Source organism: Rhodococcus sp. AG1013 (assembly GCF_003350365.1).
Taxonomy (GTDB): domain Bacteria; phylum Actinomycetota; class Actinomycetes; order Mycobacteriales; family Mycobacteriaceae; genus Prescottella.
Genome location: NZ_QQAT01000009.1, coordinates 1 through 21,863, shown reverse-complemented (window position 1 = coordinate 21,863; position 21,863 = coordinate 1). Strand labels below are relative to the sequence as shown.

At 68.9% G+C, this 21,863-nt stretch carries 23 protein-coding genes; 15 read left to right on the top strand and 8 right to left on the bottom strand.

The features are described from left to right. Positions 1–60: 60 nt before the first annotated feature. Both DEU38_RS13110 and DEU38_RS13105 read left to right on the top strand, forming a co-directional pair. The gene (locus DEU38_RS13110) at positions 61–999 is read left to right on the top strand and encodes an oxygenase MpaB family protein (RefSeq protein ID WP_114721854.1); all 939 of its coding nucleotides are present in this window, start codon (positions 61–63) and stop codon (positions 997–999) included. 20 nt (positions 1,000–1,019) lie between these two features. After that, a complete protein-coding gene (locus DEU38_RS13105; RefSeq protein WP_114721853.1) occupies positions 1,020–1,562 on the top strand; it encodes a hypothetical protein in 543 nt (180 codons plus the stop codon). Here the strand turns inward: DEU38_RS13105 and DEU38_RS13100 are convergent. After that, positions 1,537–3,297: a glycerol-3-phosphate dehydrogenase/oxidase gene (locus DEU38_RS13100; RefSeq protein ID WP_114721852.1), complete on the bottom strand. Its 1,761-nt coding sequence runs from the start codon at positions 3,295–3,297 to the stop codon at positions 1,537–1,539. The two genes, DEU38_RS13105 and DEU38_RS13100, sit on opposite strands and share 26 nt — an antisense overlap. 75 nt (positions 3,298–3,372) lie before the next feature. Between DEU38_RS13100 and glpK the strand changes: the two genes are divergently transcribed. Next, positions 3,373–4,911, top strand: a complete 1,539-nt coding sequence (gene glpK, locus DEU38_RS13095) for a glycerol kinase GlpK (protein ID WP_114721851.1) — start codon at positions 3,373–3,375, stop codon at positions 4,909–4,911. 170 nt (positions 4,912–5,081) lie between these two features. Here the strand turns inward: glpK and DEU38_RS13090 are convergent, their stop codons facing one another. Further along, entirely contained in the window at positions 5,082–6,305 is a 1,224-nt protein-coding gene (locus tag DEU38_RS13090) for a PLP-dependent aminotransferase family protein (protein ID WP_114721850.1), read from the bottom strand. Between the two features lie 196 nt (positions 6,306–6,501). Further along, a complete protein-coding gene (locus DEU38_RS13085; protein WP_114721849.1) occupies positions 6,502–7,905 on the bottom strand; it encodes an NAD(P)H-quinone dehydrogenase in 1,404 nt (467 codons plus the stop codon). A 200-nt stretch (positions 7,906–8,105) separates the two neighbouring features. Here DEU38_RS13085 and DEU38_RS13080 point away from each other — a divergent pair, with 200 nt between their 5' ends. Then, positions 8,106–8,576: a gamma-glutamylcyclotransferase gene (locus DEU38_RS13080; RefSeq protein WP_114721848.1), complete on the top strand. Its 471-nt coding sequence runs from the start codon at positions 8,106–8,108 to the stop codon at positions 8,574–8,576. A 40-nt stretch (positions 8,577–8,616) separates the two neighbouring features. Here DEU38_RS13080 and DEU38_RS13075 read toward each other — a convergent pair whose 3' ends face one another. From DEU38_RS13075 to DEU38_RS13065, 3 genes are all read right to left on the bottom strand, one after another. Continuing rightward, positions 8,617–9,768: an amidohydrolase gene (locus tag DEU38_RS13075; protein WP_114721847.1), complete on the bottom strand. Its 1,152-nt coding sequence runs from the start codon at positions 9,766–9,768 to the stop codon at positions 8,617–8,619. Then, positions 9,765–10,901: a M20 family metallopeptidase gene (locus tag DEU38_RS13070; RefSeq protein WP_181818774.1), complete on the bottom strand. Its 1,137-nt coding sequence runs from the start codon at positions 10,899–10,901 to the stop codon at positions 9,765–9,767. The genes DEU38_RS13075 and DEU38_RS13070 overlap by 4 nt, the downstream gene beginning before the upstream one ends. 88 nt (positions 10,902–10,989) lie before the next feature. After that, the gene (locus DEU38_RS13065; RefSeq protein WP_114721846.1) at positions 10,990–11,688 is read right to left on the bottom strand and encodes an enoyl-CoA hydratase/isomerase family protein; all 699 of its coding nucleotides are present in this window, start codon (positions 11,686–11,688) and stop codon (positions 10,990–10,992) included. A gap of 66 nt (positions 11,689–11,754) precedes the next feature. Here DEU38_RS13065 and DEU38_RS13060 point away from each other — a divergent pair, with 66 nt between their 5' ends. The 3 genes from DEU38_RS13060 to DEU38_RS13050 are packed head-to-tail and all read left to right on the top strand — an operon-like array spanning position 11,755 to position 14,723. Then, entirely contained in the window at positions 11,755–12,540 is a 786-nt protein-coding gene (locus DEU38_RS13060) for a purine-nucleoside phosphorylase (protein ID WP_114721845.1), read from the top strand. Next, a complete protein-coding gene (locus tag DEU38_RS13055) occupies positions 12,537–14,018 on the top strand; it encodes a phospho-sugar mutase (RefSeq protein WP_114721844.1) in 1,482 nt (493 codons plus the stop codon). The genes DEU38_RS13060 and DEU38_RS13055 overlap by 4 nt, the downstream gene beginning before the upstream one ends. A 39-nt stretch (positions 14,019–14,057) precedes the next feature. Beyond that, positions 14,058–14,723, top strand: coding sequence for a PepSY domain-containing protein (locus tag DEU38_RS13050; RefSeq protein WP_114721843.1), 666 nt, complete (start codon positions 14,058–14,060; stop codon positions 14,721–14,723). Between the two features lie 54 nt (positions 14,724–14,777). Here DEU38_RS13050 and upp read toward each other — a convergent pair whose 3' ends face one another. After that, positions 14,778–15,401 (bottom strand): uracil phosphoribosyltransferase, encoded by a 624-nt coding sequence (gene upp, locus DEU38_RS13045; RefSeq protein WP_114721842.1) that lies wholly within the window; start codon positions 15,399–15,401, stop codon positions 14,778–14,780. A 128-nt stretch (positions 15,402–15,529) separates the two neighbouring features. Here upp and DEU38_RS13040 point away from each other — a divergent pair, with 128 nt between their 5' ends. From DEU38_RS13040 to DEU38_RS13020, 5 genes are read left to right on the top strand one after another with little or no spacing between them, the layout of a single operon-like run. Continuing rightward, positions 15,530–15,847: a type VII secretion target gene (locus DEU38_RS13040; RefSeq protein ID WP_114721841.1), complete on the top strand. Its 318-nt coding sequence runs from the start codon at positions 15,530–15,532 to the stop codon at positions 15,845–15,847. After that, the gene (locus DEU38_RS13035; protein WP_114721840.1) at positions 15,844–17,004 is read left to right on the top strand and encodes a C40 family peptidase; all 1,161 of its coding nucleotides are present in this window, start codon (positions 15,844–15,846) and stop codon (positions 17,002–17,004) included. The genes DEU38_RS13040 and DEU38_RS13035 overlap by 4 nt, the downstream gene beginning before the upstream one ends. A gap of 10 nt (positions 17,005–17,014) precedes the next feature. Further along, a complete protein-coding gene (locus DEU38_RS13030; protein WP_114721839.1) occupies positions 17,015–17,359 on the top strand; it encodes a hypothetical protein in 345 nt (114 codons plus the stop codon). Then, the gene (locus DEU38_RS13025) at positions 17,356–17,661 is read left to right on the top strand and encodes a YbaB/EbfC family nucleoid-associated protein (protein ID WP_114721838.1); all 306 of its coding nucleotides are present in this window, start codon (positions 17,356–17,358) and stop codon (positions 17,659–17,661) included. The genes DEU38_RS13030 and DEU38_RS13025 overlap by 4 nt, the downstream gene beginning before the upstream one ends. A 48-nt stretch (positions 17,662–17,709) precedes the next feature. Next, positions 17,710–18,945, top strand: a complete 1,236-nt coding sequence (locus DEU38_RS13020; RefSeq protein ID WP_114721837.1) for a primosomal protein — start codon at positions 17,710–17,712, stop codon at positions 18,943–18,945. A gap of 17 nt (positions 18,946–18,962) precedes the next feature. Here the strand turns inward: DEU38_RS13020 and DEU38_RS13015 are convergent, their stop codons facing one another. After that, positions 18,963–20,051, bottom strand: coding sequence for an adenosine deaminase (locus tag DEU38_RS13015; protein ID WP_114721836.1), 1,089 nt, complete (start codon positions 20,049–20,051; stop codon positions 18,963–18,965). 534 nt (positions 20,052–20,585) lie between these two features. Here DEU38_RS13015 and sdhC point away from each other — a divergent pair. From sdhC to DEU38_RS13000, 3 genes are all read left to right on the top strand, one after another. After that, positions 20,586–20,990 (top strand): succinate dehydrogenase, cytochrome b556 subunit, encoded by a 405-nt coding sequence (gene sdhC / locus DEU38_RS13010; protein ID WP_114721835.1) that lies wholly within the window; start codon positions 20,586–20,588, stop codon positions 20,988–20,990. 1 nt (position 20,991) lies between these two features. Beyond that, positions 20,992–21,435, top strand: a complete 444-nt coding sequence (locus DEU38_RS13005; protein ID WP_114721834.1) for a succinate dehydrogenase hydrophobic membrane anchor subunit — start codon at positions 20,992–20,994, stop codon at positions 21,433–21,435. A 15-nt stretch (positions 21,436–21,450) separates the two neighbouring features. Beyond that, on the top strand, positions 21,451–21,863 hold a 413-nt coding region (locus DEU38_RS13000; protein WP_114721833.1), incomplete at its 3' end, for an FAD-binding protein.

Genomic DNA, 21,863 nt, shown 5'->3' with positions numbered 1-21,863 from the left:
TACCGCCCCGATCCTAATCTGACAACGGGTGTAGTCAATTGCTCCCGGAAGGCGGCTCGCATGACCCGTTCGGACACGTCGGCGCCGATACCGCTCGGTCCCGACTCGCTCACGTGGCGCTACTTCGGCGACTGGCGCGGCATGCTCCAGGGTCTGTGGGCGGGGTCTATGCAGAACATGCACCCGGGTCTGGGCGCCGGAGTGGAGCAGCACTCCCGGTTCTTCGAGGAACGGTGGGAACGCCTGTTCCGGTCGCTGTACCCGATCGGCGGCGTGGTGTTCGACGGTGACCGCGCGCAGCAGACGGCCGAGGAGGTCCGCAACTACCACCGCGACATCAAGGGCGTGGACGCGAAGGGACGGCGCTATCACGCACTCGACCCCGAGACGTTCTACTGGGCGCACGCCACGTTCTTCATGGGCACGATCCTCACCGCCGACAACTTCATGGGCGGCATCACCGAGGCCCAGAAGCGGCAACTGTTCACCGAGCACATCCAGTGGTACCGGCTCTACGGGATGAGCATGCGTCCGGTGCCGCAGACGTGGGAGGACTTCCAGCGGTACTGGGAGCACATGTGCCGCGACGTCCTCGAGGACAACAGGGCTGCCCGTGACGTGCTCGACCTGTCCGACATCGGCCGTCCCCCGTTCCTGATGTGGGTGCCGGAGCCGATCTGGCGGGTCGCCCGGATTCCGGTGTCGAAGGGGTTCGTGTGGCTCACGGTCGGGATGTACGACCAGCCTGTGCGGGATCTGCTGGGCTACCGCTGGGGGCCGCTGGACGCGTGGCTGCACCGCCGCGTCGGCGAACTCGTGAATGTGGCATTCCGACTCGTTCCGGAGCGCAGGCGCAAGCATCCGCGGGCCCGTGGCGGCGTCGACCGGGTCAGCGGGCGGTCACCGGCCGACGCTCCACTGGTGCACACGCCGACGCGCAACCTTCCGCCGCTCGAGCATCGCAACGATCCAAGCCACTACGTTCCACCCCTCAACTGAGGTATGCGACGCTTTTACGCATGGAACCGGACCTTCGCTCGCTGCTGCACCGCCCCCTGTTGAGTCGTTCGGTTCCTCTCGACCGGGAGAACGCGGCCAGTCGCATCAGCGCCTACGTGTACGGCAACATCCTGATCCTCGCCGCGCTGATTCCGGAGACCGTCTCTCGCAGCGACTCCCGCACCATCGCCGTCGTGGCCGGAACCGCGGTGTCGACATTCATCGCCCACGCCTTCGCGGAAGGCGTCGGCAGATCGGTGCGCTCCGGCCGTCAGCTGACGACCGCCGAACGCCTGGCCGAACTGCGCGATTCGGTCCCGGTCCTCAGCTCGGCGGTCCTTCCCATCGTCCTCCTCGCGACCGCCGTCTTCGGTTGGCTCGAGCCGTTCACCGCCCAGGTGATCGCCGAGGTCACGATCCTCGTCCGCATCGCGTCGATGGTCTTCGTCATCGCCCGTCTCCGCGGCGAACGACCCTCGCGCGACACCCTGATCGCCGCGGGGCTGCTGGCCGTCGCAGCCACCGCGGTCGTCGTCGTCAAGATCGTGCTGACCCACCACTAGGCAGCACCGTGCCCGGTACCGGCTCGAGGATCTGCGCACGCGCCTCCGGGGCCGCGGCCCGCAGCGCGTCGGCGGACGCGTCGTCCGGCTGCGCCTGCGACATGATCTCGGCCTCGACGCGCGCCCGATACGTCTCGACCTCGCGGTCGATCGTGGCCGCGTCCCAGCCGAGGATCGGCGCGACGAGCTCGGCCACCTGCTCGGCGCAGTTCACGCCGCGGTGCGGGTACTCGATCGAGATGCGGGTGCGGCGCGCGAGGATGTCCTCGAGATGCAGCGCACCCTCGGCCGCGGCCGCATACACGGCTTCCACCTGCAGGTAGTCGGGCGCGTCGGTGATCGGCTGGAGCAACTCGGGTGAGTCCTGACCCAGTTCCAGGACCTCGTCGATGAGCGAGCCGTACCGGTCGAGCAGGTGCTTGACCCGATACGGGTGCAGTCCGTACAGCTGGCCGAGGTGCACGGCCTGGTTGACCAGCGCGAAGTAGCCGTCGGCGCCGACCAGCGGCACCTTCTCGGTGATCGACGGCGCGACGCGGGCCGGAATGTCCTCCGAGGCCAGGTCGACGGCGTCCTGCCCCATCACCCGGTAGGTCGTGTACTTGCCGCCGGCGATCGCGACGAGGCCCGGCGCGACGCGTGCGACGGCGTGTTCCCGCGAGAGTTTCGACGTCTCGTCACTCTCCCCCGCCAGCAGCGGACGTAGCCCGGCGTACACGCCGTCGATGTCGTCGGGGGTGAGCGGGGTGACCAGCACCTTGTTGACGTGGCCGAGGATGTAGTCGATGTCGGCCTTGGTCGCGGCCGGGTGCGCGAGGTCGAGATTCCAGTCGGTGTCGGTGGTGCCGATGATCCAGTGGCCACCCCACGGAATCACGAACAGCACCGACTTCTCGGTGCGCAGGATGATCGCGGCGTCGCTCACGATCCGATCGCGCGGAACCACGATGTGCACGCCCTTGGACGCCCGCACCCGGAACCGTCCGCGCTGGCGGGACAGCGACTGGATCTCGTCGGTCCACACACCGGTGGAATTGATGACGACGTGGCCGCAGACCTCGGTCGTCTCACCGGTCTCCGAGTCGCGGACCCGCACGCCGGACACCCGGTCGGCCTCCCGAAGGAAGCCCACCACCTGTGTCGAGGTCCGAACGACCGCGCCGTACTGGGCCGCCGTGCGTGCCACGGTCATCGTGTGGCGGGCGTCGTCGACGACGGTGTCGTAATAGCGGATTCCGCCGACCAGCGAGTGCCGCTTGAGTCCGGGCGCCATCCGCAGTGCACCCGCCCGCGTCAGATGTTTCTGCGCCGGGACCGACTTCGCGCCGCCCATCCGGTCGTAGAGGAGGAATCCGGCCGCCATGTACGACCGCTCCCACACCCGATGTGTCAGCGGGAAAAGGAATTTCAACGGCTTGACCAGATGCGGCGCGAGCGTCGACATCGACAGTTCCCGCTCGTGCAGCGCCTCCGCCACCAGACCGAACTCGAGCTGCTCCAGATAGCGCAGTCCGCCGTGGAACATCTTCGACGAGCGTGACGACGTGCCCGAGGCGAAATCGCGGGCCTCGACGAGCGCCACCTTGAGCCCGCGCGTCGCGGCATCGAGCGCCGCGCCGGCACCGACGACGCCGCCACCGATCACCACCACGTCGAATTGCTCGGTTCCCAACTTCTCCCAGGCCTGCTCGCGCTGCTGCGGACCGAGGAATTGCACACCAGGCTGCTTGTCCAACTCGGGCTCCCGTGGTTGTCGGCAAATCTGCCCCCAGGCTAGTAGCTTCGTGCCCAGACTGCCCGAGAGACGAGGATGCCCGTGAGCCAGTACATAGCCGCGATCGACCAGGGAACCACGTCGAGCCGCTGCATGATCTTCGACCACGCCGGTCAGGTCGTGGGCGTCGCGCAGAAGGAGCACGACCAGATCTTCCCGAAACCGGGCTGGGTGGAACACGATGCCGTGCAGCTGTGGAGCAACACCCGCGAGATGGTCGGCTCGGTGCTCGCGAAGACGAACCTCACGGCCGGCGACATCGCCGCGGTCGGCATCACGAACCAGCGCGAGACCACCGTGGTGTGGGACCGCGAGACCGGTGAACCCGTCTATAACGCGATCGTCTGGCAGGACACCCGCACCGATCGGCTGTGTGACGAACTGGCCGGCGAGGAGGGCCGCGGGCGGTTCCGCGAGGTCACCGGGTTGCCACTGTCGACGTACTTCGCGGGCCCCAAGGTGCGCTGGATCCTCGACAATGTCGAGGGCGCCCGACAGCGCGCCGAGGCCGGCGAGCTGTGTTTCGGCACGATCGACTCGTGGATCGTCTGGAACCTCACCGGCGGTCTGCACGTCACCGACGTGACCAACGCGTCACGCACGCTGCTGATGAATCTGCGGACCCTCGACTGGGATCGGGACATCTGCGAGGCGATGGGCATCCCGGTCTCGATGCTGCCGGAGATCCGAAGCTCGTCCGAGGTGTACGGCGACCTCGCGCTGCCCGGCATCTCCGCCGGCATCCCCATCGCGGGTATCCTCGGTGACCAGCAGGCCGCGACGTTCGGGCAGGCGTGTCTGTCGGAGGGCGAGGCCAAGAACACCTACGGCACCGGAAACTTCCTGCTGCTCAACACCGGAACCACGCCCGTACACAGTGAACACGGCCTGCTCACCACGGTCTGCTACAAGCTGGGCGACAAGCCCGCCGTCTACGCGCTCGAGGGATCGGTCGCCGTCACCGGTTCCCTCGTCCAATGGCTGCGCGACAACCTGGGAATCATCCAGTCAGCCAAGGATATCGAGCCGCTCGCCAAGAGCGTCGCCGACAACGGTGGCGCCTATTTCGTGCCCGCGTTCTCGGGTCTGTTCGCACCGCGCTGGCGGCCGGACGCCCGCGGCGTCATCGCCGGCCTGACCCGCTTCGTCAACAAGGGACACCTCGCCCGCGCCGCCCTCGAGGCCACCGCCTACCAGACCCGGGAGGTCATCGAGGCGATGCGCGCCGACTCCGGCGTCGAACTGAGCTCGCTCAAGGTGGACGGCGGCATGGTCGTCAACGAGACGCTGATGCAGTTCCAGTCCGACATCCTCGGCGTCCCGGTCATCCGCCCCGTCGTGAACGAGACCACCGCACTCGGCGCCGCGTACGCCGCGGGTCTCGCGGTGGGATTCTGGAAGAGCGAGGACGACATCCGCGACAACTGGGCGCAGGACAAGACGTGGGAACCGAAGATGGACGAGTCCGAGCGCGAACGCCTCTACAGCGGGTGGAACAAAGCCGTCGAACGTACCTACGGTTGGACCGACGACGCAGGCGAGTCGGGCGACACCGCCGACGCCCCTTCGACGTAGCCCTTCCACGCCGAGAGGCGTTCACGCCAGTACTCGGTCGCGGGACCCGGGCCGACCTGACGCACCCGGACACCGACTTCGCCGGCCTCGACGGCAAAGTCGATGCGCACCTCGATACGGGACTCGGCCGGATCCCTCTCCTGAGATCACGAGGTTTTGTACAAAATCGTTCACGCGTCGAAAACAGTCTCCGAGCGCTCGTGCGCGTCGTGGGCCTCCCGCATCCGCCGGACGCCGTCGGCCAGTACCGCGCCGTCGTACGTCGCGAAGCAGAGCCGCGCCGCGTGCGGGTGGGCGGCAGCAACTCCGAACGCCCCGCCCGGCACATAGGCGACGCCGTGCCGAACCGCGGTGTCCAGCAGAGTCGCGGTGTCTGTGCCATCGGTGAACTCGGCCCAACAGAACATGCCGCCGTGGATCGTGGAGTGCGCGATCCTGTCACCGAAGGCCTCCTCGAGCGCGCCGACGAGCGCGCCCGCCCGCGACCCGTACGCCGCACGGATCGTGTCGAGGTGCCCGCCGAGCCACGCCGTGTCGCCGAGCAGTTCGGTCGCGATCTGCTGTGTGAGGGACGATCCACACAGGTCGGCGCCCTGCTTGAGAAGTTCGACGGCCTCACACACCCGGCGGTCGCCATGCAGCCAGCCGATCCGCAACGCCGGTGCGAGGGTCTTGGATCCGCTCGACAGTCGCAGCACCCGGGCCGAGTGGGTCGCGACGGGGTCGGGGGTCGGTTCGCCGAACCACAGTTCGCCGTACGGATCGTCCTCGATGATCCAGAAGCCGTACCGGTCAGCGAGATTCGCGAGGTGCGCACGCCGAGCCGCGGACAGCACCACCCCGCGCGGGTTGTGGAAGTTGCTGACCGTGTGGACAACCTTGGGCCGCAACCCTTCCCGCAACGACCGCTCGAGGGCATCGGTGTCCATGCCGTCGCCGTCCAGTCCGATGGGCACCAACGCGGCCTGCGCGGTCCGGAACACCTGCAGCGCCCCCGTGTAGCCGGGCTCCTCGACCACGACGACATCGCCCGGATCGAGCAGCACCTGCGCGAGCAGGCTCAGCGCCTGCTGCGATCCGTGGGTGACGACCACCTCGGCTGGTTCGATTCTCCGCCCCACCCGCTCGCTCTCACGCGCCGCGATCGTCTCGCGCAGCGGCGCCCAGCCGGACGTCTCGCCGTATTGGACAGCGCGGGGATCGGCGAATGCCCGCTCGGCGGCCAGCGCAATGCGTTCGCGCGGAACGAGTTCCGTGGCCGGCAGCCCACCGGCCAGGCTGATCACATCTGGGCGGGCGGTGAGAGTGAGCAGATCGCGGATGGCCGAGCTGCGTAGCCCGGCCATCCGTGACGACAACACGAGAGACGGACCGTGCGAGGAATCGAGGGACATAGAGCAACTCCGTAGTCGGGGAAACTGCCGTCGCGCACGACGGCGAAGGACGAAGGCAGATACACCCAGGTCGTCCCGGATCGACGGGGCGGAGAGCGATGCGATGGGCCGATGGTTCTCGACCGACTTATCGCATCGTCCCACAGATCGCTCCACTATATGAAATCATCGTCTCACATGGTGAACAGGACGTCGGTCAGTCCAGGTCGTCGTGACGCATCAGCTGACGCGAGGCCTCGGTGATGGAACCCGACAGCGACGGGTACACCGAGAACGTCTGCGCCAGATCGTTGACCGTCAGGTTGTTCTGCACCGCGATCGCGATGGGCAGGATCAGTTCCGACGCCGTGGCCGCGACCACGACACCACCGATGACGACGCCGGTGGCCGGGCGACAGAAGATCTTCACGAAGCCGCGGCGCAGACCCGACATCTTGGCGCGCGGGTTCGTGTTGAGCGGCAGCATCACGGTGCGGGCCGGGACCTCACCGTTGTCGATCGCGGCCTGGCTGACGCCGACGTTCGCGATCTCCGGGCGGGTGAAGACAGCCGACGCGACGGTCTTGAGCTTGATCGGGCTCACGCCCTCGCCCAGCGCGTGGTACATCGCGATGCGGCCCTGCATCGCGGCAACCGACGCCAGCGGCAGCAGGCCGGTGCAGTCGCCGGCGGCGTAGACGCCCGAGACCGTCGTGCGCGAGACACGGTCCACGCGCAGGTAGCCGCCCTTGTCGAGTTCGATGCCGACCTTCTCGAGTCCCAGGCCCTCGGTGTTGGGTGTGGAACCGACCGCCATCAGGGCGTGGCTGCCGTGCACGGTACGACCGTCCGCGAGCTTGACGACGATGCCGTCCTCGGTGCGCTCGACCGCGTCGGCGCGCGCGTGCTTGACGAGGGTCACGCCGCGCTCGGCGAGCACGTCCTCGAGGACGAGTGCCGCGTCGGCGTCCTCGTGCGGCATGACGCGGTCACGGCTGGACACCAACGTCACCTTGACGCCCATCTCGGTGTACGCGGACACGAACTCGGCACCGGTGACGCCGGAACCGACGACCACCAGGTGCGACGGCAGTTCCTCGAGGTCGTACAGGTGACGCCACGTGAGGATCCGCTCGCCGTCCGGCACAGCGCCCGGCAGCACGCGCGGGCTGGCGCCCGTGGCGATGAGGACGACGTCGGCGTCGAGGACCTTCTCCTCGCCGGTGGTCAGCGTGGCGCGGACCTGGTGCGCCGCCATGCCGATCTGCCGGTCGATGAGCTCGGCGGTACCCGACAGGAGCTGGACGCCCACGCTCTGCAGGCGGGCCCGGATGTCGGACGACTGGACCTGCGCGAGGTTCTTGACGCGGGAGTTGATCTGCGGAAGCGAGATGGTCGCGCTCGCGGGATCGAGGGAAATGCCCAGGTCGGTGGCGCGGCGCATGTCGGTGCGGATGCCGGTGGACGCGATGAACGTCTTGGAGGGAACGCAGTCGAACAGCACACACGCGCCGCCGATACCGTCGGAGTCGACCAGGGAAACGGAGGCGCCGTGCTGTGCGGCCACCAGCGCTGCCTCGTATCCGGCAGGTCCGCCACCGATGATCACGATCCGGGTCATTCGTCCTCCAAGCTCACCGCGCCGGCCGGGATCTCCAGCCAGGCCCGTGCACAACGCTATTCCAGTGACCGGGAACACGCAGGCCGCGACCCCCCTCTGACCCCCATCATGCGCTCTCGGAATCGCCGAATGCGCCGGATCGTGCGCGCGGCGGTTCTCCCGCTACCCGAGCGTCGAGTACAGCGATTAGGCTTGCCGCCGTGCCGATCTATGCCGCCTACGGGTCCAACATGCATCCCGAACAGATGCTCGAGCGCTGCCCGCACTCGCCGATGGCGGGCACCGGGTGGCTCCGCGGGTGGCGGCTGACCTTCAGCGGTGGCGACATCGGCTGGGAGGGCGCGCTCGCGACGGTCGTCGAGGATCCGGACAACCCGGACGCCAAGGTGTTCGTCGTCCTGTACGACGTCCCGTCCGAGGACGAGGAGCGCCTCGACCGCTGGGAGGGTTCCGAACTGGGCATCCACCGCAAGATCCGGCTGCGTGTCGACACCGCCGACGGACCCGTCCTGGCCTGGCTGTACGTGCTCGACGCCTACGAGGGCGGACTGCCGTCCGCCCGCTACCTGGGTGTGATGGCCGACGCCGCGGAGATCGCCGGAGCCCCCGCCGACTACGTGCGGAGCCTGCGCACCCGCAACAGCCGCAACGTGGGACCCGGCACCCCGTAGGGCCGCCACAGCGCCGCCACAGGGCCGGCTCAGTGTCGACTCAGGACTGGAGCACCAGGTTCGTCAGCACCCGGACCCCGGTCGTCAGCGCCCGCTCGTCCAGGTCGAAGGTGGGCTGGTGGATGTCGAGTTGTTCGCCGTGCCCCGACCACACGCCCAACCGCGCCATCGCGCCCGGCGCCTCCTCGAGGTACCAGGAGAAGTCCTCCCCGCCGCCGGACTGTGGGGTGTCGGCCAGCGCGTCGGGGCCGATCGCGCGGACCGCGTCCTCGAGCATGCGCGCCGACACCTCGTCGTTCACGACCGGCGGCACACCCCGTCGGTAGTTCAACTCGTACCGCACGCCGGTCGGCGCCAACAGCCCGTGCACGATCTCCCGCACCGTCGGCTCGAGCAGCGCCCACGTGTCGTGGTCGCCGGTCCGGACGGTTCCGGTGAGGATGCCGCTGCGCGGGATCGCGTTGGGCGCCTGCCCCGCGCTCACCGCGCCCCACACCATCACGGTGCCGCTGCGCGGATCGATGCGGCGGCTGAGCATGCCGGGCAGACCGGTGATCACCGTGCCGATCGCGTACACCAGATCGGTCGTCAGGTGCGGCCGGGAGGTGTGCCCTCCCGGCGAGTCGAGGACGAGTTCGACGGTGTCGGCCGCCGACGTGATCGCGCCGACGCGCACCCCCACCCGGCCCGCCTCGAGCCGCGGATCGCAGTGCAGCGCGAAGATCCGCGACACCCCCTGCATGCCACCGGCGGCGACGACGTCGAGCGCACCGCCCGGCATCACCTCCTCCGCCGGCTGGAAGATGAACCGCACACCGATCGGCAACTGCGGCAACGCGTTCAGCGCCAGCGCGGCACCCAGCAGAATTGCGGTGTGCGCGTCGTGGCCGCACGCGTGGGCCACCCCCGGCACCGTCGACGTGTACGGCGCACCGGTGGCCTCCTGCATCGGCAGCGCGTCCATGTCGCCGCGCAGACCGATCCGCATGCCGCCGGGGCCGATGTCGCAGATGACGCCCGTCCCACCGGGCAGCAGCAGCGGCGACATGCCGGCCGCGGACAGCTGGCTCGCGACGAACGCGGTGGTCGCGAACTCGTGCCGCGCCAGTTCCGGATTCACGTGGAAGTGCCGTCGCCACCGCGACAGGTCGATCGTGTGCTCGGCGAGCCACTTCTCGATGCCCTCGTTCACCGCCGCGCCACCCCCTCGAGCAGTCGCCCGCGCTGACCCTCGTCGAGTGCAGCACGGATCGCGGTGCGCGCCAACGCTGTAGCGCCGTCCACCACGGCCTGGTCGGCCGACTCGGTCACGGCGGCAGCAGCGAACTCGGGCTGATGGGTCACCGCCCCACCCGAGTCGATCCCCACCACCGGATGAATGCCGGGGAGAACGTGCGTCACGTTTCCCATGTCCGTACTGCCCAGGGGGCGAGACGATTCCAGCTCCACCGGAAGCGGGGTTCGACCGAGGTCGACGATCTCCTCGCGGTAGGCGTCCGCCAGCCACGGATCGGGCCGCAGCTCGGTGTAGGTGGGCGAGACCGTCCGCACCGCGTGCGTACACCCCGTCGCCAGGGCGCCCGCCGCGAAACACGACTCGGCGCGGGCGGCCAGTTCGTCGAGCGACTCCGCGGTCCGCGCCCGCAGGTAGTACAGCATCTCGGCGCGCGCGGGAACGATGTTGGGCGCCACGCCACCGTCGCTGACGATGCCGTGCAACTGCTGCCCGGGCGACAGATGCTGTCGCAGCAGCGCCAACGCGACCTGAGAGACGGTGGTCGCGTCGGCGGCGTTGCGGCCGAACTCCGGTGCCGCCGAGGCGTGCGCCTCCCGACCCGTGAACGTGACCGCGATGTCCGCCAGCGCCAGCGAGGTGGCGCCGACGATGTCGAACGGGCCCGGATGCACCATCAGGGCCGCAGCCACGTCGTCGAACACACCCCGCTCGAGCATCAGAACCTTGCCGCCGCCGGATTCCTCCGCCGGGGTTCCGATCACCCGAACGGTGATCCCCAGCGTGTCGGCGATCGGTGCGAGCGCGAGGCCGGCGCCGACCGCGGATGCCGCAATGATGTTGTGCCCGCACGCATGACCGATCTCGGGCAGCGCGTCGTACTCGGCGAGCACGGCGAGCACCAGTTCCCCGTCCCCGAAGGTCGCATCGAACGCGGTCGGCAGCTCCGCGACCCCGGTACGCACCTCGAAACCGCGGCCCCGCAACACCTCGGTGACCTTGGCCGCGCTGCGGTACTCCTCGAACGCGAGCTCGGGTTCGGCGTGAACGGAGTGCGACAGCGCGACCAGATCGGATCGCGCCGCCGACACCGTGTCCGACACCGAGGCGAACAGCGAGGCCGACAGGGATCCTGATTTCACAGATCCCAGTCTCTCACTCCTGCCCGCCCGGGCCCGCCTATCCGAACTTGAAGTTGCTCTCGTCGGTCTCGGTACCCAGCGCCTCGAGCGTCTCGCGATGGATTCCACGCTTGATCCCGGCCAGGTTCGCGCCGTGCGTGGACGCAAGCGCCGACGCACGCGCGACGGCAGCGCCGAGCACCAGGTCCCCCTCGACCGCGTCGTCGACGATCCCGGCAGCGAGCGCGTCCGCGCCGCCGTACCGGCGACCGGTCGTCATCGCCTCGACCGCCGTCTGACGGGGCAGCCGCGTCGACAGCAGCGTCGACATGCCCACCGTGAACGGCATGTTCAGGTTGACCTCGGGGAGGCAGAAGTAGCCGCGGTCGCTGCGCATCACCCGGAAGTCGTGGGAGGCGACCAGCATCGCGCCGGCGCCGAACGCGTGCCCTTGCACGGCGGCGACGGTCGCCATCGGGAACTCGAGGATGCGGGAGAACACCGTGTGGACCCGGTCGAGGTAGCCCGGCAGCTTGTCGAGATTGCCGAAGATCCAGTCGGTGTCGAGGCCGTTCGTGAAGAACTTGCCGGTGGCCGTCGTGACCAGCGCCGCGGGTCCCTCGTGCGCCTCGACCTCGTCGAGCAACGCGTGCGTCGCATCGATCCAGTCGGGATGGAACCGGTTCTCGTTGTCCGTCTCCCCCTCGTTGCCGAGGTAGAGGACGAAGACGTCGCCTTGGCGATTCAGGTATGGCATGTTCCGGATACTACCCGTGAGTAACATTTCGTGGCGTCGCTACCGGTCGCACTACTGTGTCCCTTCATGGGCACACTCGAGCAGCAGGCCGCCGACGTCCTCGCCGACCGCACCGGAATCGCGAAACACGCCGCCGTCGTCGTCCTCGGATCCGGCTGGCAGGCCGCGGCCGACGCCCTCGGCCGGGCGTCCGCCGCCGTCCCGATGGCCGACCTGCCCGGCTTCGCGACACCGTCCGCGTCCGGCCACGCCGGGACGATGCTGTCGATCCGTGTCGGTGACACCCCGGTGCTGGTGATGCTCGGCCGCGCGCACGCATACGAAGGCCACGAGTTGTCCCGCGTCGTGCATCCGGTGCGCACCGCGATCGCGGCGGGCGCCGGAACCGTCATCCTCACCAATGCCGCCGGCGGCATCCGGGAGGGCATGAGCGTCGGCGAACCGGTTCTCATCAGCGACCACCTCAACCTCACCGCACGCTCGCCCCTGGTGGGCGCGCAGTTCGTCGACCTGGTCGACGCCTACAGCCCGCGACTGCGCGGGCTCGCCCGCGAGATCGACCCGACGCTGAGCGAGGGCGTGTACGCGGGCCTGCCCGGGCCGCACTACGAGACCCCCGCGGAGATCCGGATGCTGCGCACCCTCGGCGCCGACCTGGTCGGGATGTCCACCGTGCACGAGACCATCGCCGCCCGGGCGCTCGGCGCCGAGGTACTGGGTGTCTCGCTGGTCACCAACCTCGCGGCCGGGATCACCGGCCAGCCACTCGACCACGCCGAGGTCCTCGCGGCCGGGCAGGCGTCCGCTGCACGCATGGGTGGGCTGCTGCGCGAGTTGCTGGCGCGGTTGTGAATCTCCGTTTCGGCACCGCGGGCCTGCGCGGGCCCGTCGGGGACAGACCCGGCTGCATCAACGTCGGCGTCGTCGAGCGCACGACGGCCGGCCTCGCACAGTGGCTGCGGGACCGGTGCCTCGGCGGCGGGACCGTGGTGGTCGGCCGGGACGCACGACACGGGTCGGAGGAGTTCGCCCGCGCCGCCGCGGAGGTCCTGACCGCGGAGGGATTCGCGGTGACCGTGCTGCCGCGACCGCTGCCCACTCCCCTGGTCGCGTTCGCGGTGCGCCGCCTGGGCGCGGTGGCCGGGGTCCAGATCACGGCGTCGCACAATCCGCCCGCCGACAACGGCTACAAGGTGTATCTGTCGGGCGGCGCGCCGCTGGCCGCGCCCGCGGACCGGGAGATCGAGGACGCGATCGGACGGGTGGGGCAGATCCGCCGCCAACCGGTCTCCCCCGCCGACGACACTCTGCTCGACGACTACCTCGAGCGCGTGGCCACACTGCCGTACGGGGATCGCCGCGATGTCCGGATCGCGTTGACCGCGCTGCACGGCGTGGGCGGCGAGACCGCAGTCGCAGCACTGCGTGCCGCCGGCTTCACCGACATCCACACCGTCGCGTCGCAGTTCCTGCCGAACCCGGACTTCCCCACGGTGACCTTCCCGAATCCCGAGGAACCGGGTGCGACCGACACACTGCTGGCCCTGGCCGCCGAGGTCGATGCGGACGTCGCGATCGCGCTCGACCCCGACGCCGACCGCTGCGCCGTCGGTGTTCCCGCCGGGGACGGCTGGCGGATGCTCACCGGCGACGAGACCGGAGCGCTACTGGGGCAGCGGATCCTGCAGCACGCCCCCGACGGGGCCCTCGTCGCGACCACGATCGTGTCGTCGACGCTGCTCGGGAAGATCGCCTCTGCCCGCGGTTTCCGCTCGGCCCGCACCCTGACGGGATTCAAGTGGCTCGTCCGCGCCGGGGACGGCCTGGTCTACGCGTACGAGGAAGCGGTCGGACACTGCGTGGACCCCGACGTCGTGCGAGACAAGGACGGCATCTCGGCGGCGGTGCTGGTGGCCGACCTGGTCGCCGACCTGGCCGGTTCGGGCCGCACCATGCAGGGCGTGCTCGACGAACTCGCCGTCGAGTTCGGGGTGCACGCGACCGGCCAGGTGTCGATTCGCTTCGACAACCTCGGCGACATCGCTCGGATCATGGCGCGGCTGCGTACCGATCCCCCGACCGAGATCGCCGGGATCCCGGTCGAGGCAACCGATCTGGGTCGGTCGCGCGGCGCGATGCACACGGACGCCGTCGTGTTCACCGGACGCGATCTGCTCGTGACGGTCCGCCCGTCGGGCACCGAACCGAAACTCAAGTGCTACTTCGAGGTGGTCGAAGCCGTCCCGGCCGGTGACGTCGCTGCGGCGCGGGCGACCGCGTTCGTGCGCGCCGGGCTGGTGCGTCGTCAGCTGGAGGATGCGGTCACGTGAGAGCCTGAGACAAACATCAATACAACGAGGGGTCGCGACATGAAGGTCATCGGCAGCACGAGAACGAAGACGGCCGCGCTCGTCGGCGTCACGTTGGTTGCTCTCGTCGGCTGCGGAAACAACGACGGCGACACCGCCACCGCAGCGGCCACGCCGACGACAACCACGTCGACTGCTGTGGCGACGAGCGCATCCCAGTCGTCCAGCGCGACGGCCGCCGCCGCGAACGCCACGACTCCCGCGCCGGCCACGAAATCACCGGCGAGTTCGGGCGGGGCCCTGGCACCGGGCTGGAACACGAAGGTCTTCGAGCACGCCGGCCGGACCGCGATCGCGGCGGTTCCCGGCGGCTCGCTGGTCTCCATCGAGGAGAACCGCGACGGTAGTTGGGTGGTCCAACTCATCAACACCGACGGCGCCGCGATCGAGGTCGGTGTCTCCCCCGACGGCGACAGCATCATCGCAGGACCCTCGGCAACCGGGGAACGAAACCCGGGTACCGAGGAGGCGAACCTCGATTACACCGCCGCTACGGGCGTCGTCCTCGCGGAGGTCCCGGGCGGCCGGATCATCGACCTGGAGCTCGTGGTGGAGAAGGGCGGCACGTACGTGTGGGAGGCCGACGTGATCGACGCCTCAGGCGTGCAGCGCGCAGTGGACGTCGATGCAGTCACCGGCCGCGTCCTGCAGAACACGACGCGCTGACCGAACGGAGGCGGCCACCGGTCCGGTAGCCACCTCCGTCCACGCACGATCGAGCTAACGCGGACCGAACTGGCGATCACCCGCATCGCCGAGTCCCGGCACGATGAAGGCGTTCTCGTCGAGGCCCTCGTCGACGGTCGCGGTCACGAGCCGCACCGGGTGGCCGGAGTTCGCGAGAGCGTCCACACCCTGCGGGGCCGCGACGACACACACGGCGGTGACATCGGTGGCGCCCCGCGCGACCAGCAGGTCGATCGTGTGCACCATCGAACCACCGGTCGCGAGCATCGGATCGAGCACGTACACGGGAATGCCGGACAGGTCGGCCGGCAGCGACTCGAGGTACGGCACCGGCTGGTGCGTCTGTTCATCACGCGCCATGCCGACGAATCCCACCTGGGACTGCGGGATCAGCGAACTGGCCTGCTCCACCATGCCGAGACCGGCCCGCAGGACCGGGACCAGCAGCGGCGGATGCGCCAGCCGGATTCCGGTCGTCACGGCGACGGGCGTCTTGACCTCGAACTCCTCGACCGGGGCGTCGCGGATGGCCTCGTAGATCAGCATCTGGGTGAGTTCACGCAGCGCGGACCGGAACGTTGCGTTGCTGCTGCGTTCGTCCCGCATCGTTGTGAGGAGAGCTGCTGCGAGCGGATGGTCGACCACGTGCGTATCCATGACTTCACAGGATAGTGGGGCGCCGCCGCCACTCGAACTCGCCCGGAAACTTGCCGGAACCGAATCCACCGCCCGTGCGTCCAACCCTGCGACGGAATCAGTTCGACGGGGATGCACGGGGGGATGCAATGAGCGAGTTCTCAGCGGTGACGGAGGGAATCACCGCGTTCGGCGTCACCGCCGCGACCATGGCCGCACAGTCCGAGGCCGCCCAGGCGGGCGCCGCAGCCGCAGGTTCGGCACTGCTCGGACCGGTGTTCGGACTGATCGGCGGCGACTTCGTCACGGCGTTCGAGACCGCCCAGGCCGCACATGCAACGGAACTGGGGCGCCTGGCCGCGGCCTGGTCGGCGATGAGCGCGGCCGCGGCGACCACCGCCGCCACCTACGACGCGACCGACGCCGGGACAGCGGCGTCGCTCGGTGCAACCGGAGTCGCGCCGTGATCGACCTGCTCGCGCGACCCGTCCTCGACCTGCTCGGCGCCTTCGGTTCGGGCGCCCTGCCCAGCGGGTCCCCCGCCGACGCCATCCGAGCCGCGTCCGATGCGGTCGACGCCGTCCACGCGCTCGGTCGCATCGGGATCAGCGACCTCGGCGGCGTGTGGACCGGGACCGCCGCCGACGCGGCGATCGACAAGGCCGAGGCCACGCAGGCCGCGTCGGTACACCTGTCCGATCGGGGCCGGGAGATCGCGGCGGTCGTCGAGGCCGCGTCCGAGTGCGTCCGGGCCGGTACCGCCGAACTGCAAGGCATCCTCGACTCCTTCCTGTCCATCGCCTCGTCCGCGCTGCCCATGCTGGCGACGCCGGCTGGGCAGGCAATGCTGATCGGCGCCGCGATCGAGCACCTCGGACGGGCCCTGGCCGTGGTCGATCGGGTACGCGGCGAGCTGGCCGTGCACACCGGGAAGATGGTCGAGCTGACGGCACCGGACCCCGTACCCAGCGATGCCCGCACCGTCGCGGCCTCGGCCAGCGCACCCGCGCCCGTCACACCTGCGGCCGCCGCGCCGCCGACCGGCACCCCGCAGTCCGACGCCGCGGGCCGTCTCGTGTCGGCGTTCGCCGGCTCCTACCGCTCGCCGACACCGCCGGTCGGCGGCGCACCTGCGGGCACCGTCTCCTACGGGTCCGGGTCGTCCGCCGGCTCGGTCGAGACCGGGAGCGCCGGCGGGTCCAGCTCGTACGACCCCCGGTTCGGTGGCAGCGGCATCGAGATCCTGCTGCCCGACGGCAGCACCGCCGTCGCCCCCAACGAGGAAGCCGCGAACGCCGTCCGCAATGCGCTCACGCAGCAGGGCGTCCCCTATCAATGGGGTGGCACCACGCCGGGGCAGGGTCTGGACTGCAGTGGCCTGACGCAGTGGGCATACGGCGAGGCCGGTGTCGAGCTGCCCCGGCTCGCTCAGGAACAGGGTGTCGGGATCCCCGTCGACCAGGAGAGCCTCATGCCCGGCGACCTCGCCGTGTGGGACGGGCATGTGGCGATGGTGATCGGCAATGGCCAGATGGTCGAGGCCGGCGACCCGGTCTCGGTGAGCTCGATCCGTACAACGAACAGCGGCATGGGCTTCTACGGCTTCTACCGCCCCACCGAGTGACCGGAGGAACATGACCCTCGAACCACCGTCCCCGCCGGCCCCCGAGGTCGCGACCGCGGTCAACCGCGCGCGGACCGTCGCGGTGCGCGCCACCGAAGCCGGCCTGCCACTCGACATTCGGATCGACGAGCGCGAACTGCGCTACGGCGGCGAGCGTCTGGCCGACGAGATCCTCCGGCTCTGCCGAGAGGCCGCGCGGGAGGCCGGCAGCCGCCGACGCGAGCAGCTCGCGCACGACGGCATGCCCGAAGACGTCCTCGACCGGCTCGGGCTACCGACCCGTGAGCAGGTCGCGGTCGCCCAACAGGCCGAGGACGAGAACCAGGCCCCGACGAGCTGGATGCGACGGGTATGAGCGGACACGACATGGACGCCATCGTGCGGCGGGCGTCGGCGCAATTGAATATGTTCGACGACGCGCTGTCGGGGCTGCGATCCATCCGGGCGCACGCGGTCAGCGACGACGGCAGGGTGCGTGTCGAGGTCGACGGGAACGGCAGCCCGACCGGGCTGTGGCTCAGCGATTCCCTGCTCGGGCTCGACGCCCGTGCCCTCGGCCGGACGATCACACACACCGCGCACCGGGCGGCGGCCGTCGCCGCCGAGGAACGGAACCGGATCACCGCGGCCCTGTTCACCGACTTCACGAACAGCTGACCTGTGTCCGGCTATATCTTTGCGCGTGAGCTGGCTAGGCTTCCGGCCATGGCTGGAGACATCGTCCCGATCGAACTCGGTCTCACCCGAGGCGACCTCGTCACGCTGTGGGCTCCTCGCTGGCGCGAGGGCGACGACGAGTGGGAGGCGTTCCTCGGTCACGAGGAGGACCTGTACGGCTTCCCCTCCGTCGCCGAACTCGCCGCCTTCATCCGCACGAACAACGACAACGACCTCGTCGAGCACCCGTCGTGGCCGGTCGTCTCCAAGCTGGCCGCGCCCGAGCTCGAGCCGGACGAGAACTTTGCGTTCGATCTGATCGGCGTTCCCGAACTGGCCGCCGGCGATCCGGAAGGGCTGACCATCTCGGAGCTCGAGAGCACGCTGGCGATGGTGCGCAACATCGGTGAGGTGTGCGATCTCGAGCCGGTGATCAAGTTCTTCGAGAACCACCCCGAACTCGCCTACCTGCGCGGCGGCGCCGACGAGTTCGTCGGCCGCGAGGGCGAGGCGCTGTGGGACCGGATCGGCACCGCGGTCGCCGAGGACTGGGACGCCGTGCTCGACGCGATCGATTCGATCGTCACCACCCCCGACATCGACGCCGACGCCCTGTCGATCGCGGAGGCGGAGGTCCTCGCGGCGGAGGAGAACGTGGTCGACGCCGACGACGACGCCGAATCGGACGAGGACTACGAGGAGTACGACACCGACGAGACCGAGGAGGAAGAAGAAGAGACCTTCTGGACTCTCGTCGGAATCGACCCGATCAAGATCATCACGTCGGAGACCACGTACTACTCGCTCCGCTGCTACCTGAACGATCACGCGGTGTTCCTCGGACACGGCGGCCGGATCTCGGTGTTCGGTTCCGAGCGCGCGCTCGCCCGCTACCTCGCCGACAACCACGACCACGAGCTGGCTCGGGTCAGCACGTACGAGCAGGTGCAGAACGCCGCGGTGGACGGATCGCTCGACGTCGAGGTCACCGACGAGAACGTCTACGTGCTGCCGGGCCTGGCCGACGACCTCGCCGCGGGCCCCGACACCGTCGATGCCGATCAGCTCGAACTCGCCGTCGAGCTGTTCACCGATGCGGCGGACTTCGCGAAGGACGACGCGACCGACGCCGCGCTGGCACCGTCGACCCCGCTGGGCTGGTACGTCTCGTACATCATCGAGCCCACCCCGAGCCGGATGACGCCCAATCCGCCGTTCCAGGCTGAGTCCGAATCGTGGCGGGCGCTCGAGAACGAGTTCGAGAACCGGCTGCGTCCCGAGTAGGCCGGGATCGGCCCGGCTCAGCCGATGAGGACTGCGTAGCCGGGCTTGATGACGTCGTCGATCAGCGCCAGCCGCTGGTCGAACGGTATGAAGGCGGACTTCATCGCATTGATGGTGAAACGTTCGAGGTCACTCCAGCCGTACCCGAACGTGTTCACCAGCGCCAGCATCTCGCGGCTCATGGAGGTGTCGCTCATCAGCCGGTTGTCGGTGTTGACGGTGACGCGGAACCGCAGGCGCGCGAGCAGATCGAAGGGGTGCTCCTCGAGAGTCGCCACTGCCCCGGTCTGGACGTTGGAGCTGGGGCACAGCTCCAACGGAATCCTCTTGTCGCGCACGTAGTCGGCGAGCAGTCCGAGTGTGACGTCGCCTTCCGGTCCGATCGTGATGTCGTCGGTGATCCGGACTCCGTGCCCCAACCGGTCGGTGCCGCAGAACGCGATGGCCTCGTGGATGGACGGCAGACCGAACGCCTCACCGGCATGGATCGTGAAATGGGCGTTGCAGGTCCGCATGTATTCGAAGGCATCGAGGTGCCGACTCGGCGGGTAGCCGGCCTCGGCGCCCGCGATGTCGAAGCCGACCACGCCGCGGTCCCGGAACCGGACCGCCAGTTCCGCGATCTCGCGCGAGCGCGCCGCGTGCCGCATCGCGGTGAGCAGGCACCCGATGCGGATGTCGGTCCCGGCGGCCCGGGCCACCGCCGTGCCCTCCTCGAAGCCGGCCAGGACGTGCTCGACCACCTCGTCGAGGGTCAATCCCGCGTCGAGATGTTGTTCGGGCGCGAAGCGCACCTCGGCGTAGACGACGCCGTCGGCGGCGAGGTCCTCGGCGCACTCGCGCGCGACCCGGCGCAGACCCGCCGGTGTCTGCATCACCGCGACGGTGTGAGCGAAGGTTTCGAGGTAGCGCTCGAGCGATCCGCTGTCGGCGGCGTCACGGAACCATTCGGCGAGTTCGTCGGGCGTGTGCGCGGGAAGTTCGGTGTAGCCGCACTCGGTGGCCAGTTCCGCGACGGTCGCGGGCCGCAGACCACCGTCGAGGTGGTCGTGCAGCAGCACCTTCGGCGCTCGGCGCAGGTAGTCCAGATCCAACGGCGCTGTCATGGCTAGACGGTAGCCGCGGATCCCGGCGATCGCGTGGCATCGACATGCCGGATGTCGGAACGTGAAGTGACAGAAGCATGGCGAAATAAAGTTACCGGCGAGTAGGTTATCGACACGCAATGTTCACCCGCGTGAGACATTTTCCACATTGCATATGGCGGCGTTATACCCGTCGTTCACCGTCGCCGCCACTCGCCAGTCCACCCCGGATGCAACCCGACGAAACGCCCACGCACCCGATCAACAGTGTCGCGCAACAACTTCCGCCGAAACAGGGCCGAAGGTCCTCACCCGATCACACGGGCTGAATGGATGCAGAGAATCGACAGGCGCCCCCAAACTTGCCATGGGAAGGCAAACCTAACAAGCATTTTCGACGCCGTACGAACCGCACAGAGAATTAGTTCCCGGATTCGGTTGGGTTTAGAGTTCACAGAAGTCGGTTTAGGTTCTCGTCGAGCCCGAGCTGCGGTACTCCCGAACAGTGTTGCAGGCTCGACGCGCCCACCAAAGACGTTGGAGGCACAGCACTCGATGAGCAGCACGACGGAAGCCGCTCCCACGAAGGAGCGCACCCGGTCGCTATACCGGGGCGACCCCGGAATGTGGTCCTGGGTTCTACACCGGATCACCGGCGTCGCAACATTCTTCTTTCTCTTCGTCCACGTCCTGGACACCGCGCTCGTGCGCGTCAACCCGGACACCTACGACCGCGTCATCGAGACCTACAAGAACCCCCTTGTCGGTCTCATGGAGCTCGCGCTCGTTGCCATGGTGCTGTACCACGCACTGAACGGCATCCGGGTGATGCTGGTGGACTTCTGGTCGAAGGGCCCCCAGTACCAGCGCGTCATGCTCTGGGTCATCCTCGCCATCTGGTTCGTGGTGATGATTCCGGGCGCAGGTCGCATCTTCTACAACATGTTTGCGGGGCACTGACATGACGACAGAAGCCAAGTCTCTGGGCACGGCGTACGACCGCCCTGCCAGCCTGGACAACCCCCGCTCGCCGCGTCGCGCCGCGAAGAACAACTTCGAGCTCTACGCATGGCTGTTCATGCGGTTCTCCGGCCTGGCACTCATCGTGCTGGTCCTGGGCCACCTGTTCATCATGCTGATGCTCGACGACGGCGTGCACCGCATCAACTTCGCGTTCGTCGCGGGTCGCTGGTCCAGCCCGTTCTGGCAGTTCTGGGACCTCACCATGCTCTGGCTCGCCCAGCTGCACGGCGGTAACGGTCTGCGCACGGTCATCGCGGACTACTCGCGTAAGGACTCCACCCGGTTCTGGCTCAACACGATCCTGGTCGTGTCGATGATCCTGATCATGGGCCTGGGTACCTACGTCATCTTCACTTTCGACCCCAACATCTCGGCGAGCTAGGGGAGCAGACACTTCATGCAGGAACATCGTTATGACGTCGTCATCGTCGGCGCCGGCGGCGCAGGCATGCGCGCAGCCATCGAGGCCGGGCCCCGCGCCCGCACCGCGGTCCTGACCAAGCTGTACCCCACTCGCAGCCACACCGGTGCCGCACAGGGTGGCATGTGCGCCGCGCTGGCCAACGTCGAGGAAGACAACTGGGAGTGGCACACCTTCGATACCGTCAAGGGCGGCGACTACCTCGCCGACCAGGACGCCGTCGAGATCATGGCCAAGGAAGCCATCGACGCGGTGCTGGACCTCGAGAAGATGGGTCTCCCGTTCAACCGCACCCCCGAGGGCAAGATCGACCAGCGTCGTTTCGGTGGTCACACCCGCGATCACGGTAAGGCCTTGGTGAGAAGGTCGTGCTATGCCGCCGACCGCAC

Bases quoted from the DNA above. Each gene is read 5' to 3' on its own strand.
- DEU38_RS13110 (WP_114721854.1), top strand. From the start codon at position 61: ATGACCCGTTCGGACACGTCGGCGCCGATACCGCTCGGTCCCGACTCG.
- DEU38_RS13105 (WP_114721853.1), top strand. From the start codon at position 1,020: ATGGAACCGGACCTTCGCTCGCTGCTGCACCGCCCCCTGTTGAGTCGT.
- glpK (WP_114721851.1), top strand. From the start codon at position 3,373: ATGCCCGTGAGCCAGTACATAGCCGCGATCGACCAGGGAACCACGTCG.
- DEU38_RS13090 (WP_114721850.1), bottom strand. From the start codon at position 6,305: ATGTCCCTCGATTCCTCGCACGGTCCGTCTCTCGTGTTGTCGTCACGG.
- DEU38_RS13085 (WP_114721849.1), bottom strand. From the start codon at position 7,905: ATGACCCGGATCGTGATCATCGGTGGCGGACCTGCCGGATACGAGGCA.
- DEU38_RS13065 (WP_114721846.1), bottom strand. From the start codon at position 11,688: ATGCCATACCTGAATCGCCAAGGCGACGTCTTCGTCCTCTACCTCGGC.
- DEU38_RS13060 (WP_114721845.1), top strand. From the start codon at position 11,755: ATGGGCACACTCGAGCAGCAGGCCGCCGACGTCCTCGCCGACCGCACC.
- DEU38_RS13050 (WP_114721843.1), top strand. From the start codon at position 14,058: ATGAAGGTCATCGGCAGCACGAGAACGAAGACGGCCGCGCTCGTCGGC.
- upp (WP_114721842.1), bottom strand. From the start codon at position 15,401: ATGGATACGCACGTGGTCGACCATCCGCTCGCAGCAGCTCTCCTCACA.
- DEU38_RS13040 (WP_114721841.1), top strand. From the start codon at position 15,530: ATGAGCGAGTTCTCAGCGGTGACGGAGGGAATCACCGCGTTCGGCGTC.
- DEU38_RS13030 (WP_114721839.1), top strand. From the start codon at position 17,015: ATGACCCTCGAACCACCGTCCCCGCCGGCCCCCGAGGTCGCGACCGCG.
- DEU38_RS13025 (WP_114721838.1), top strand. From the start codon at position 17,356: ATGAGCGGACACGACATGGACGCCATCGTGCGGCGGGCGTCGGCGCAA.
- DEU38_RS13020 (WP_114721837.1), top strand. From the start codon at position 17,710: ATGGCTGGAGACATCGTCCCGATCGAACTCGGTCTCACCCGAGGCGAC.
- DEU38_RS13015 (WP_114721836.1), bottom strand. From the start codon at position 20,051: ATGACAGCGCCGTTGGATCTGGACTACCTGCGCCGAGCGCCGAAGGTG.
- sdhC (WP_114721835.1), top strand. From the start codon at position 20,586: ATGAGCAGCACGACGGAAGCCGCTCCCACGAAGGAGCGCACCCGGTCG.
- DEU38_RS13005 (WP_114721834.1), top strand. From the start codon at position 20,992: ATGACGACAGAAGCCAAGTCTCTGGGCACGGCGTACGACCGCCCTGCC.